This window comes from Kitasatospora sp. NPDC057965 (assembly GCF_042887135.1).
Taxonomy (GTDB): domain Bacteria; phylum Actinomycetota; class Actinomycetes; order Streptomycetales; family Streptomycetaceae; genus Kitasatospora.
Genome location: NZ_JBHVPZ010000035.1, coordinates 1 through 12,853 on the forward strand (window position 1 = coordinate 1; position 12,853 = coordinate 12,853).

The 12,853-nt window shown below is 75.1% G+C and carries 12 protein-coding genes and 1 pseudogene; 8 read left to right on the forward strand and 5 right to left on the reverse strand.

What is annotated here, in order from left to right; all coding sequences use genetic code 11:
* Window positions 1–263: pseudogene (locus ACFVVU_RS32915) on the reverse strand (adenylate/guanylate cyclase domain-containing protein); the annotation flags it as partial.
* 155 nt (window positions 264–418) lie between these two features.
* Window positions 419–1,399 (reverse strand): aldo/keto reductase, encoded by a 981-nt coding sequence (locus ACFVVU_RS32920; RefSeq protein WP_380686273.1) that lies wholly within the window; start codon window positions 1,397–1,399, stop codon window positions 419–421.
* Window positions 1,400–1,684: 285 nt separating this feature from the next.
* On the opposite strand from ACFVVU_RS32920, the gene ACFVVU_RS32925 reads away from it, so the two are divergent.
* Entirely contained in the window at window positions 1,685–2,743 is a 1,059-nt protein-coding gene (locus ACFVVU_RS32925; RefSeq protein ID WP_387793779.1) for an LLM class F420-dependent oxidoreductase, read from the forward strand.
* A gap of 61 nt (window positions 2,744–2,804) precedes the next feature.
* Here the strand turns inward: ACFVVU_RS32925 and ACFVVU_RS32930 are convergent, their stop codons facing one another.
* On the reverse strand, window positions 2,805–3,797 hold the full coding sequence (locus ACFVVU_RS32930) for a magnesium and cobalt transport protein CorA (protein ID WP_380686277.1): 993 nt from the start codon (window positions 3,795–3,797) through the stop codon (window positions 2,805–2,807).
* A 154-nt stretch (window positions 3,798–3,951) separates the two neighbouring features.
* Here ACFVVU_RS32930 and ACFVVU_RS32935 point away from each other — a divergent pair, with 154 nt between their 5' ends.
* The 6 genes from ACFVVU_RS32935 (at window position 3,952) to mshC (ending at window position 9,814) form a co-directional block, all read left to right on the forward strand.
* Complete coding sequence (locus ACFVVU_RS32935) at window positions 3,952–4,662, forward strand: MSMEG_4193 family putative phosphomutase (RefSeq protein ID WP_380686279.1); 711 nt, start codon at window positions 3,952–3,954, stop codon at window positions 4,660–4,662.
* 190 nt (window positions 4,663–4,852) lie between these two features.
* Window positions 4,853–5,422, forward strand: coding sequence for a DUF3090 domain-containing protein (locus tag ACFVVU_RS32940; RefSeq protein ID WP_380686281.1), 570 nt, complete (start codon window positions 4,853–4,855; stop codon window positions 5,420–5,422).
* A 68-nt stretch (window positions 5,423–5,490) separates the two neighbouring features.
* Window positions 5,491–6,291, forward strand: a complete 801-nt coding sequence (locus tag ACFVVU_RS32945) for an SCO1664 family protein (RefSeq protein WP_387793796.1) — start codon at window positions 5,491–5,493, stop codon at window positions 6,289–6,291.
* 124 nt (window positions 6,292–6,415) lie between these two features.
* The gene (locus ACFVVU_RS32950; RefSeq protein WP_380686282.1) at window positions 6,416–7,333 is read left to right on the forward strand and encodes an AraC family transcriptional regulator; all 918 of its coding nucleotides are present in this window, start codon (window positions 6,416–6,418) and stop codon (window positions 7,331–7,333) included.
* 141 nt (window positions 7,334–7,474) lie between these two features.
* Entirely contained in the window at window positions 7,475–8,344 is an 870-nt protein-coding gene (locus tag ACFVVU_RS32955) for a carbohydrate-binding protein (protein WP_380686284.1), read from the forward strand.
* A gap of 240 nt (window positions 8,345–8,584) precedes the next feature.
* Window positions 8,585–9,814: a cysteine--1-D-myo-inosityl 2-amino-2-deoxy-alpha-D-glucopyranoside ligase gene (gene mshC, locus ACFVVU_RS32960; protein ID WP_387793780.1), complete on the forward strand. Its 1,230-nt coding sequence runs from the start codon at window positions 8,585–8,587 to the stop codon at window positions 9,812–9,814.
* 73 nt (window positions 9,815–9,887) lie between these two features.
* Here mshC and ACFVVU_RS32965 read toward each other — a convergent pair whose 3' ends face one another.
* Window positions 9,888–10,838, reverse strand: coding sequence for a PAC2 family protein (locus tag ACFVVU_RS32965; RefSeq protein WP_380685861.1), 951 nt, complete (start codon window positions 10,836–10,838; stop codon window positions 9,888–9,890).
* Window positions 10,839–11,144: 306 nt separating this feature from the next.
* On the opposite strand from ACFVVU_RS32965, the gene ACFVVU_RS32970 reads away from it, so the two are divergent.
* A complete protein-coding gene (locus tag ACFVVU_RS32970) occupies window positions 11,145–11,681 on the forward strand; it encodes an SRPBCC domain-containing protein (protein ID WP_380685863.1) in 537 nt (178 codons plus the stop codon).
* 15 nt (window positions 11,682–11,696) lie between these two features.
* Here ACFVVU_RS32970 and ACFVVU_RS32975 read toward each other — a convergent pair whose 3' ends face one another.
* On the reverse strand, window positions 11,697–12,797 hold the full coding sequence (locus tag ACFVVU_RS32975; protein ID WP_387793781.1) for a hypothetical protein: 1,101 nt from the start codon (window positions 12,795–12,797) through the stop codon (window positions 11,697–11,699).
* Window positions 12,798–12,853 lie beyond the last annotated feature (56 nt).

The following is a 12,853-nucleotide window of genomic DNA, read 5'->3' on the forward strand; positions in this document are numbered from 1 at the left end:
GCGGGGGCCGGGCCGTCGGGGCCCCCGGCGGACCGGCCGACCGAGCGCACCCGCTCCGCCAGCGCCGCGACGGCCGCAGCCCGTTCCGCCGGGTCGGCACCCGCCGGGTCACCGGCGACCGCCGCGCCCTGGTCGGAAGCGCCCTGCCCGGCCGTGTCCGGCGACGACGCCTGCCCGGGGACGACGCCCGTGCCGCCGGCCGCACCGTCGCCGCCCGAGCCCGCCGGGGTCTCCTCCGGAGCGCCGTTCTCCGCGTCAGTCATCGTCCGCTCCACAAAAGCTCAACTCCACATGCTGGGCGCCGCCCGCCCCGTGGTGCGGGCGGTCGGCCGGGTCGGGCCGGTCCGGGGCCGCACGGGGCGGCCGGGCCGGCGGTCGGTCGGTTCGGGCAGGCTCGGGTCGCGGGGGCGGGCGGCCGCTACAGCTCGCTCCACCCCTGGTCGGGGTAGCGGTGGACCGGCGCCGAGATGTCGTCGAGCGCACCGCGGATCTCCTCCGGAAGCGTAAGCGCCTCCACCGACAGCGCCGCCTGCAGCTGTCCCACGGTCCGCGCCCCGACCAGCGCGCTCGCCACGCCGGGGCGGTCCCGAACCCAGGCGAGCGCGACCGCCAGCGGGCTGCTGGCCAGCCCGTCGGCGGCGGTGGCGACGGCGTCCACGATCCGCCGGGCGCGTTCCCCGAGGTAGGGCTGGACGAACCCGGACAGGTAGGGCGAGGCGCCGCGCGAGTCCGGCGGCAGGCCGTGCCGGTACTTGCCGGTGAGCACGCCGCGCCCGAGCGGGGAGCCGGCCAGCAGGCCCACCCCGGCGTCCCGGGCGGCCGGCAGCGCCTCGCGCTCGATGCCGCGCTGCAGCAGCGAGTACTCCAGCTGCGCCCCGGCCAGCGGCACCCGGCCGTGGTGGGCGTGCTGCCAGGTGGCGGCCTTGGCGAGCTGCCAGCCGCTGAAGTCGCAGACCCCGACGTAGCGGGCGCGGCCGGAGGAGACCGCGATGTCCAGGGCGCTCAGGGTCTCCTCGACGGGGGTGGCCGGGTCGAAGGCGTGCACCTGCCAGAGGTCGACGTAGTCGGTGCCGAGCCGGCGCAGCGAGGCGTCGAGCGCGGCGAGCAGGTGGCCGCGCGAGCCGTCGAACCGGCGGCCGGAGGCCGGCACGCTGCCCGCCTTGGTGGCGATGACCAGGTCGGAGCGCGGAATCAGGCCGTCGGTGAGTCGGGAGAGCAGGTACTCGGCGTCGCCGTCGGCGTAGACGTCGGCGGTGTCGACGAGGTTGCCGCCGGCGTCGACGAACTCCTTGAGCTGCTCGGCGGCCTCCTGCTCGTCGGTGTCGCGGCCCCAGGTCATGGTGCCGAGACCGAGCCGGGAGACCTGCAGCCCGGTGCGGCCGAGGTGACGCTGTTCCATCGGACGGGCCCTCTCACTGGCCGAAGGTGCGGTGGCGGAACGCTGCGGGGCGGCGTGCCCGCGGGACAAACCCGCAGGTGGGACGCGGCGCCCCACGTCGGCTGAGCGTAGCGGCCGGTGCCCGGGCAGGTGCGCAGACCCGCAGGAAGATCACCGTCGGCCGCGCCGGACCGGGGTGCGGCGGACGGGTGCCGAAATGTGACCCGGAACACTGCTACCGGCCAGTAGCATGTCGCCCGGACGCGTCGTCGCGCTCACGAGCAACCGGACTGGAAGGCAGTGCCCATGCGACTCGGCATCAACCTCGGCTACTGGGGACTCGGCATGGACGCCGACAACATCGCCGTCGCCCAGGAGGCCGACCGGCTCGGCTACGCGGTCTGCTGGGCCGCCGAGGCGTACGGCTCGGACGCGGCCACCGTGCTCTCCTACGTCGCCGCCAGGACCGAGCGGATCGACGTCGGCTCGGCCATCTTCCAGATCCCGGCGCGCACCCCGGCGATGACCGCGATGACCGCCGCCACCCTGGACACCCTCTCCGGCGGCCGCTTCCGGCTCGGTCTCGGCGTCTCCGGCCCGCAGGTCTCCGAGGGCTGGTACGGCGTGAAGTTCGACAAGCCGCTGGCCCGCACCCGCGAGTACGTGGAGATCATCCGCAAGGCGATGTCCCGGGAGCGGCTGGTCCACGACGGCGCCCACTGGACGCTGCCGCTGCCCGGCGGCCCCGGCAAGCCGATCAAGCTCACCGTGCACCCGGTGCGCGAGCACATCCCGCTGTACATCGCCGCGATCGGCCCGAAGAACCTGGAGCAGACCGGCGAGATCGCCGACGGCTGGCTCGGCATCTTCTTCGACCCGGCGCACGCCGCGCTCTCCCTCGACCCGCTGAGGGCCGGCCGCGCCAAGGCCGGCGCCGAGCCCGGCAAGGAGTTCGACGGCTTCGACGTCTGCCCGACCGTCGCCATCGCCGTCGGTGAGGACATCGAGGCGGGCATCGACTCCCAGCGCGGCTACACGGCGCTCTACATCGGCGGCATGGGCAGCAAGGAGAAGAACTTCTACAACCAGCTCGCCCGCCGGATGGGCTACGAGCGGGCCGCCGACGAGGTCCAGGAGCGTTACCTGGCCAAGGACTACGCGGGCGCCGGCGCCGCCGTCCCGCGCGACCTGATCGACGCCACCTCGCTGATCGGCGACACCGCCCGGATCGCCGACCGGATGCAGGCCTACGCCGACGCGGGCGTCACCACGCTCACCCTCGCCCCGGCCGGCTTCACGCTGGACGAGCGGATCACGGCGCTGCGCACCGGCGTCGAGGCCCTGGAGCGCGCCGGCCTGGCGTGACGGGCCCCGGCGGCCGCCGTCCCCCGGTGGACACCTGGGGGCGGCGCTACGACCGGCGGCGCTACAGCCAGTCGTGCCGCTTGAACACCCGGTGCAGTACCACGCAGACCACCGCCATCAGCGAGAGCGCCGCCGGGTAGCCCCACGGCTGGCGCAGCTCGGGCATGTCCTGGAAGTTCATGCCGTACACGCCGGCGATCATCGTCGGCACGGCGGCCAGCGCCGCCCAGGCGGAGATCTTCCGCATGTCGTTGTTCTGCTGCACGCTGACCTGCGCCAGGTTGGCCGACAGGATGTCCGACAGCAGCCGGTCCATGCCCTCCACCTGGTCGTTGGCGCGGGCCAGGTGGTCGGAGACGTCCCGCAGGTACGGCAGCGCCTCGGCCCGCACGTACGGCACGCCGCCGCGTTCCAGCCGCATCATCGGCTCGACCAGCGGCCCGGTGGCCCGGCGGGCGGTCACCAGCTGCCGCTTGTAGCCGTAGATCCGGCCGGCGACGTCGCTGCTCACCCGGCCGGGCGAGAAGACGTCCGCCTCCAGCTCGTCGAGGTCCGCCTGGATGCCGACGGCCACGTCCACGTAGCCGTCCACCACCGTGTCGCAGACCGAGTGCAGCACGGCGCTCGGGCCGTACCTGAGCACCTCCGGCCGCTGCTCCAGCTGGGAGCGCAGCTCGCTGAGCGGGCTGTCGGTGCCGTGCCGGACGGTCATCACGAAGTCCTCGCCGACGAAGACCATCACCTCGCCGCCGGTCACCGCGTGGCTGCCGGGGTGGTAGCCGAGGGTCTTGAGCGCCACGAACAGCGAGCCCTGGTACGCCTCCACCTTGGGGCGCTGGTGGGCGGTGACGGCGTCCTCGACGGCCAGCGGGTGCAGCCCGAACTCGGCGCCGACCCGGTCGAGTTCCTCGGCGGTGGGCTCGAACAGGCCTATCCAGACGAAGCCGCCCGGGCCCGCCGCGCGCGCGGCGGCGAGGCTGCCGGCGGGGTCCGCGGGCGTCGCGACCGGGCGGCCGTCGCGGTAGATGGCGCAATGGACGATCATGCGGGCCATTGTGGCCCCTCGGCCGGTCGCGAAACATCCGCCGCGACGGCTTTCGTCCCGGTACCGGCGCTCCGGCGCGGCCCCGGCCCCGCTCCCGGCCCGCCTCCCGGGCGGGATCCACGGGCGGACCCGGCCCGGCCCGGGAGGCCGTAGGGTAGGCCCCATGCCCACCCTGCTGCTCGTCCGCCACGGCCGCTCCACCGCGAACACCGCCGGAATCCTGGCCGGCTGGACGCCCGGGGTGGAGCTCGACGACACCGGGCGCGCGCAGGCCGCCGCGCTCGCCGCCCGGCTCGCCCCGGTCCCGCTGGTCCAGGCGGTCAGCAGCCCGCTGGAGCGCTGCCGGCAGACCCTGGAGCCGCTGCTGGCCGGCCGCCCCGAGCTGGCCGGCCCGGCGCTGGACGAGCGGCTCGGCGAGTGCCACTACGGCGAGTGGACCGGCCGGCCGCTGGCCGAGCTGGCCAAGGAGCCGCTGTGGCGCACCGTCCAGGACCACGCCGCGGCGGCCGCCTTCCCCGGTGGCGAATCGCTGCGCGAGCTGAGCCACCGCACGGTGGGCGCGGTCCGCGAGTGGAACGAGAAGATCGCCGCCGAGCACGGCGAGGACGCGGTCTGGATCGCCTGCTCGCACGGCGACGTGATCAAGGCGGTGGTGGCCGACGCGCTTGGCCTGCACCTCGACCACTTCCAGCGGATCAACGTCGACCCGTGCTCGGTCACCGCGATCCGCTACACCGCGCGCCGGCCCTTCGTGCTGCGGATGGGCGACACCGGCGACCTCGCCGCCCTCGCCCCGCGGCCGGCCGGCCCCGGCGGGCGCCCGGGCGGGCCCGCCGGGGACGCGGTGGTCGGCGGCTCCACCGGCGCGGCCTGAGCCGTCCGCCCGGCCCCGTCCGGCCCCGGCCCGGGGCTCGGCTCCCCGGTGCGGCCCCGGAGGTCGTAGGGTGACCAGTGGGTCCCCGCGCCGCCGGCCCGGGTACCCCGGACCACCCAGCCCCGACCCCGACCGACCCCAGCGGCGTCCGCCGGCGCCCACGACGATCGATACGACCCGGAGCGAGAGCGTGACCCGTCAGGTCTTCTTCTACGACCAGCCCGAACGGTTCGTGGCCGGCACCGTCGGCCAGCCCGGCGCCCGGGCGTTCTACCTGCAGGCCAGCGCCCGTGGGCGGATCACCAGCGTGCTGCTGGAGAAGACCCAGGTCGCCGCGCTCGCCGAGCGGATCGACGAGGTCCTCGACGAGGCGCTGCGCCGCAGCGGCGGCGAGGCCACCATCCCGGCCAGCGCCCCGCAGGACCTGCTCGACACCGCGCCGCTGGACCTGCCGCTGGAGCAGGAGTTCCGGGTCGGCACGATGGCGCTCGCCTGGGACGCCGTGGACAGCTGCCTGGTGGTCGAGGCCCAGGCGCTGGTCGAGGACGAGGAGGGCGAGGGCGAGGGCGCCGCCGTCTTCGAGGACGACGAGAACGGCCCCGACATGCTCCGGGTGCGGCTCTCCGGCGCGATGGCCCGGGTGTTCGCCAAGCGGGCGCTGGACCTCGTCGCGGCCGGCCGCAAGCCCTGCCCGTTCTGCAACCTGCCGCTCGACCCGGAGGGCCACCTGTGCCCGCGCGCGAACGGGTACCGGCGCTGAACACGCCGACCGCCCGGCCCGCCGACCCGCCGGAGCCGCCGCGGTCCGACCCCGCCGAGGCCGCCGCCCTGGCCGCCGACCCGCCCACCGCGCTGCGACTGCTGCGCGAGGGCGCGCTGACCGTGCACGGCCGGCTCACCGACGCCTCCAACGCCGCCCTCTACTGCACCGTCACCGCCGCCGACGGCCGTTCGGCGCAGGCCGTCTACAAGCCGGTGGCCGGCGAGCGGCCGCTCTGGGACTTCCCGGACGGCACCCTGGCCGGCCGCGAGGTGGCCGCGTACGAGCTGTCCGCCGCCACCGGCTGGGGCCTGGTGCCGCCGACCGTGCTGCGCGAGGGCCCGCACGGCCCCGGCATGGTGCAGCTGTGGGTGGAGCCCGACCCGGACGCCGCCCCGCTGCTCGCGCTGCAGGACCCGCGCGGCCCCGAGGACGGCTGGCTGCCGATCGTCCGCGCCGAGGTCGGCGACGGCCGCACCGCGCTGCTGGTCCACCCCGACGACGCGCGGCTGCGCCGGCTGGCGGTGCTGGACGCCGTCCTCAACAACGCCGACCGCAAGGGCGGCCACCTGATCCCGGCCGCCGACGGCCGGCTCTACGGCATCGACCACGGCGTCACCTTCAACACCGAGGGCAAGCTGCGCACCCTGCTGTGGGGCTGGGCCGGGCAGCCGCTGCCCGCCGAGGCGACCGCCGTGCTGACCGGGCTGGCCGAGCGGCTGGACGGGGCGCTGGGGGAGCGGCTGGCCCCGCACCTGACCGCCGCCGAACTGGACGCCGCCCGCGCCCGGGTGGCCGCGCTGCTCGCCACCGGCACCCACCCGCTGCCCTCCGAGGACTGGCCGTCCATCCCCTGGCCGCCGATCTGACGGCCGGGCGGCCCGCCGAGCCGAGGGTTCGAAGGCGGTTCGAGCCCTCGATCCGACGGAGCAGCGGCCCGCTCAGCCGGTAATGGTCTGGACCGGTGTGCCGTGCGGGCAGCACACTGCGACGATGGACGAGCGACGGACCACCCCCCACCTGGACCTGCCGCTGCACCGCCTCCAGGTCCCGCTGCCGCATCTGCTCCCGTTCGCGATCGGCAGTTTCGACGCCATCGGCCCGCTCTCCCGGGCAGGCTTCCCCCACCGGCACTCCTTCTACGAGATCGTCTTCCTCACCGGCGGGCGCGGCGCCCACGTCCTGGACCTGGTCCAGCGGCCGGTGCAGCCCCCGCAGTTGTGCGTGATCGCCCCCGGTCAGGTGCACTACTGGGCGGACGCGGACGACCTCGTCGGACAGGTCGTGCTGTTCAACGAGGACTTCCTGCTGGATCATCCGCAGGACCGCTCCGCGCTGCGCACCCTGGCCTCCCGCCCGGCGGTGCGGCTGGGGGAGCACGCCGCGCCGATCGCCGGGCTGCTGGCGGACATGGAGGCCGAGTACCGGGCCAGGCCGGCCGGCTACCCGGGCGTGCTGCGGGCCAGCCTGCACATCCTCATCGTGCGTGCCCTGCGGGCCTGTTCGCCCGGCGGCGGGGGCGGACTGCCCGGCCGCACCGGGGACCTCGCGGCCGCCTTCACCCGGCTGATCGCCACCCCGGGCGGAGTGCAGCGCTCGGTCGCCTCCTGCGCGCACGAGCTGGGCGTCTCCCCGGGCCACCTGCAGGCGACGGTCAAGCAGGCGACCGGCCGCACCCCGGGCCGGCTGATCCGCCAGCAGCAGACGCTGGAGGCCAAACGCCTGCTGGCCTGCACCGAACTGACGGTGCGCCAGGTCTCCAGGGAGGCCGGTTTCGGCGATCCGGCGTACTTCTGCCGGTTCTTCCGCAGGGAGACCGGGATGACGCCGGGGGAGTTCCGGACGAGGGTCGGAGGAAATCACCACGATCCCCGGATCACGTCCATCGCGGCCGCTCCCGACGGACCGTAGGTTGACTGCGGGCCACCGGCGGACCGCCCGGCGCGAGCGGGCGGCCCGTCGGCCCGGTCCTTGTCATGCCCCCACCATGGCAAGGGCCGCCCCCGGACGGAACCACCAGATCCCCCACACTCACAGCGAAGGAGTCGGCGCATGCCCGCGTCCGAAGAGCCCCTCACCGGGACGGACGGTCCGATCGACCGCCGGATCAGCCGCAAGACCGTCCTCCGGGCCGCCGCCGTGCTCGGCACCGCACCGCTGCTGGTCGGCGGCGGCGTCGCCCTGGCCCGCGACCGGGCCGGCAGCGGCGAGCTGCTGGACCTCACCCCGGAGTGCCACGACGGCGACGCCCCGACCATCGAGCAGACCGAGGGCCCGTACTTCAAGCCCAACTCCCCGCTGCGCACCTCGCTGATCACCGACAGCACCCCGGGCACCCGGCTCACCGTCAGCGGCTACGTCTTCGGCCGGGCCTGCCAGCCGATCGGCAACGTCCTGATGGACTTCTGGCAGGCCGACGTGAACGGTGACTACGACAACGTCGGCTTCACCTTCCGCGGGCACCAGTTCACCAACGCCCAGGGCGCCTTCAGCCTCACCACGATCGTGCCCGGCCTCTACCCGGGCCGCACCCGGCACATCCACGTCAAGCTCCAGGCGCCGGGCCGGCCGGTGGTCACCACCCAGCTGTACTTCCCGGGCGAGCCGCGCAACAGCACGGACACCATCTACGACGCCCGGCTGCTGATGAACGTCCGCCAGGTCGGGTCGGCCAAGGAGGGCACGTACGACTTCGTGCTCAACGTGGCGCAGACCCCGACCCCGTCGGGCACCCCGACCACCACGCCCACCACGCCGACGCCGACCCAGACCGGCGGCACCACCACCTGGGCCGCGGGCACCGCCTACAAGGCGGGTGACCGCGTCACCTACGCCGGCGTCTCCTACGTGTGCCTCCAGGCGCACACCGCCTTCGTCGGGTGGGAGCCGCCGAACGTGCCGGCCCTCTGGCAGCGGCTGTAGCGGCTCCGGCCGCGAGCCCAGAGGGTCACGGACGCCCGGTCGGCGGCAGGGCCGGCCGGGCGGCCGTCCGCCCGGTCCGCCCCGCGAGGCCGTGCGCGGGGCGGATCCGGGCGTCGCCCGGCGCTGTCAAGCGCCGGGCACTATCGGTCCGGAACCGCTCGGGCCACGAAAGGAAGCGAATCCAGTCGATCTTGCCGACTGGTTAGGCTTTCAAATGTTCTCACGGTTAAAGTCAATGCCATGCATGCCTGGCCCGCCTCCGAGGTTCCCGCCCTGCCTGGTCAGGGGCTCCCCCTCCGAATCCACGACACCGCGACGGGAGGCATCCGGGAGGTCGTCCCGCAGGACGGCACCGCCCGGATCTACGTCTGCGGCATCACCCCCTACGACGCGACCCACATGGGCCACGCCGCCACCTACAACGCCTTCGACCTGGTGCAGCGGGTGTGGAAGGACGCCGGCCACGACGTCCTCTACGTGCAGAACGTCACCGACGTCGACGACCCGCTGCTGCAGCGCGCGGTCGAGACCGGCCAGGACTGGGTGGCCCTCGCCGAGCGCGAGACCGCGCTCTTCCGCGAGGACATGACCGCGCTGCGGCTGCTCCCGCCGGCCCACTACATCGGCGCCGTCGAGTCGATCCCGTGGATCGTCCCGCTGGTCCAGAAGCTGCTGGCGAGCGGGGCCGCCTACGAACTGGACGGCGACATCTACTTCTCGGTCGACGCCGACCCGCACTTCGGCGAGGTCTCCGGCCTCACCCGCGAGGCCATGCGCCCGGTCTTCGCCGAGCGCGGCGGCGACCCGGACCGCCCCGGCAAGCGCCACCCGCTGGATGCCCTGCTCTGGCTCGCGGCCCGCCCCGGCGAGCCCGCCTGGGACACCGAGCTCGGCCACGGCCGCCCCGGCTGGCACATCGAGTGCGTCGCCATCGCGCTGCAGTACCTCGGCATGTCCTTCGACATCCAGGGCGGCGGCAGCGACCTCTCCTTCCCGCACCACGAGATGGGCGCCTCGCACGCCCAGGTCGCCTGCGGCGAGCACCCCTACGCCAGGGCCTACGTGCACGCCGGCATGGTCGGCCTGGACGGCCACAAGATGTCCAAGTCCCGCGGCAACCTGGTCTTCGTCTCGGCGCTGCGCCGGGACGGCGTCGACCCGGCCGCGATCCGCCTCGCCCTGCTCTCGCACCACTACCGCGAAGACTGGGAGTGGACCAAGGCCACCCTGGACGAGGCCGTGGAGCGGCTCGCCCGCTGGCGCGCGGCGGTCTCCCGGCCGGACGGGCCGGCCGCCGAGCAGCTGCTCGGCGAGGTCCGCGAGGCGCTCGCGAACGACCTGGACGCGCCCGCCGCGCTGGCCGCGGTGGACCGCTGGGCCGCCGCGCAGCAGGCCGACGGCGGCACCGACATCGGCGCCCCCGGTCTGGTCACCCGCACCGTGGACGCGCTGCTCGGCGTGGCCCTCTGACAAACGGCGAAGGGGCGCCGGGACCACTGGTCCCGGCGCCCCTTCGGCGTCCGTGCCGACGGGCCGAGGCGGCTCACTCCTCCTCGGCGCCGTCCTGGCCGTCCCGGCCGGCCGGCGGCTCCGGATCGGCCGGCCGCTCCACCGTGGCGTGCCCGGCGACCGGCTTCTCCCCGGTCGGCCCGACGTTCTCCCGGCGCCGCAGGTAGCGCTCGAACTCGCGGGCGATCGCGTCGCCCGAGGCCTCCGGCAGCTCCGCGGTGTCCTGCGCCTCCTCCAGCTGCTGGACGTACTCGGCGACCTCGCTGTCCTCGGCGGCCAGCTGGTCCACGCCCAGCTGCCAGGCCCGGGCGTCCTCGCCGAGGTCGCCCGGCGGGATGCGCAGGTCCAGCAGGTCCTCCAGCTTGTTGATCAGCGCCAGGGTGGCCTTGGGGTTCGGCGGCTGCGCGACGTAGTGCGGCACCGCGGCCCAGAGCGTCACCGCCGGCACCCCGGCGTGCGTGCAGGCCTCCTGCAGCACCCCGACGATCCCGGTCGGGCCCTCGTAGCGGCTCTCCTCCAGCTCCAGCCGGCGGGCCAGCTCGGGGTCCGAGGTGACACCGCTGACCGGCACCGGACGGCTGTGCGGGGTGTCGCCGAGCAGCGCGCCCAGGATCACCACCAGCTCGACGCCCAGCTCGTGCGCGAAGCCCAGCAGCTCGTTGCAGAACGAGCGCCAGCGCATGCTCGGCTCGATGCCGCGCACCAGGACGACGTCCCGGGTCTTCGGCTCGGTCACCCGGATCACCGAGAGTCTGGTGGTCGGCCAGGTGATCCGGCGCACCCCGCCGTCCAGCCAGACGGTCGGCCGGTTGACCTGGAAGTCGTAGTAGTCCTCCGCGTCGAGCGCGGCGAACACCTTGCCGCCCCAGGTCTCGTCCAGATGCGCCAGGGCCGCCGAGGCGGCGTCGCCGGCGTCGTTCCACCCCTCGAAGGCGCAGACCATCACCGGGTCGATCAACTCGGGAACATCTTCCAGCTCGATCACCCAGCGTCTCCCTCCGGTCGGCCGCCTCCGCCCCGCCCGGCCGGGACTGCCCGGGCGCCGGCGGGCCGGATGCCGACGGTCGAACCTCTCGTCACCCATGGAACGCCTCGCTCCATGGTTCCCTACCTGCCCAGCCTACGGGCTTTGAAGCCCCGTTCCGGCGGGCCACCGGGACAGTCTGGGGGAGCGGACGCCCACGATCCACCGGTTATCCAGCGTCACCGCCCGCCCGCCCGTGCCACAGCGCGGCGACGGCGCGATGATGGGAGGCGGGGGCCGGACGGCGTGGCAGCGAGGAGCCGGCGGATGAGTGGACGGCGGTGGGCGGGTGCCGCGGCGGCGGCCCTGGCGGCGGGCGCGGCCGGGGTGGCGGCGGCGGGCGCGGTGGCCTGGGCCGCGGGACGGCGGCTGCCGGTGGAGCACCTCAGCGGGGGCGGCCTGGAGCTGGCCCGGACGCCCGCCGAGGTCTGGGACGTGCTGACCGACGTCGACCTCTTCCCGGCCTGGCGCCCGGACGTGGTGCTCGTCGAGCGGCTGCCCGCCACCGCCGCCGGCCGCCCGCGCTGGCGCGAGGTCGGCCGGCACGGGCACACCGTGTACGAGGTGGTGGAGAGCGAGGCCCCGCACCGCCTGGTGACCGGCATCGCCGACCCCGACCTGCCGTACGGCGGCACCTGGACCTTCACCCTGACCGCGGTCGGCGCGGGCTGCACGCTCACCGTCACCGAGCGCGGCGAGGTGTACCAGCCGCTGTACCGGGCGGTCTCGCACTACGTGACCGGCGAGGGGGCCACCGTGCACCGCTTCCTGGCCGCGCTCGCCCACCGGACGGCCCCGGGCTGATCCGCGGGGCGAGACCTATCGCACCCACTCGCGCCGGTAGTCGGCCCAGTTCTGCTCGGTGGCCGCGAAGTCCACGTACAGCCCGACGCCGAAGTTGCGCCGCCCGATGTCGTGGCGGCCCAGGCCCAGCCGGATGCCCCGGATCCCGGCGTTCACCGTCTCGGCGTCGCCCCAGTGACCCCACTCGTCCTCCCAGTAGAACGGCAGGCCCATCAGCAGGTCGACGTCCTCCGGCGTGGCCTCCAGGGCGAGCTCGGTCTGGTAGGCGTTGTAGCCGCCGTAGAACCCCTCGGTCGGCATGCTGGAGTCGTAGGTCATCAGCGCGATCTGGTCGACCCGGCGGGCGGTGGCGGCGAAGTACGCCTGGTCCCACCACTTGCCGTGGCCGGTGAGCGCGATGCCCAGGTTGTGCTGGTACGGCAGCGGGTCGATCTGCGGGGCGGCCACCGACAGCACCGCGCCGCGCCCGGCGGTGACCGGGCGGACCCGCTCCAGCAGGTCCAGCCAGCCCTTGGAGCCGGGCCGGATCGGCTCCATGTCGAAGTGCACGCCGTCGAAGCCCTGGTCCAGCACCTGGCCGGCGGAGGCGGTGACCCGCTCGCGGGTGGCGGCGTCCTCCAGGTCGAGGCCGTCCTTCTCCGGCTTCACCTCGTCGCCGAGCCAGCCCTGCACCCGGATCCCGGGCAGCGCCCGGTGCGCGGCCTCGGTGAACCACCGCGCGCGGGGGTGCACGGAGGGCGGCAGCGAGCCGTCGTGCTCCAGTGGGCCGGTGTGCACGTAGAGGTCGCGCACGCCGGTGCCGGCCAGCCGCCGGGCGAGCCCGGCGACGTCGTCGTCACCCTTCCGGCCGTCCACCCAGGCATGGCCGAGCCAGACGGCGTCGCGGCCCCGGGTGCGGGCCTCGGGGGAGGGGTCGCCGACGTACTGCAGGCGCAGCGCGAGCGCCGCCGAACCGACCGGCACGGCCACCACGGCGAGCGCCGCCACCGCCACCACCAGGGCCTTCCGCCACCGGGACCAGCCGCGCCAGCGGGCCCGCAGCGCCTCCGCGCGGGCTCCGGTCCGGCGCAGCGCCCCGCGCGCCCCGTCTCGAAAACGTGTCCGGAATGTGGTCATGCCGTGGGCTCCCCCCTCAGGGCCGAGCACTCAGGATACGGAACTGGTGGTCACCA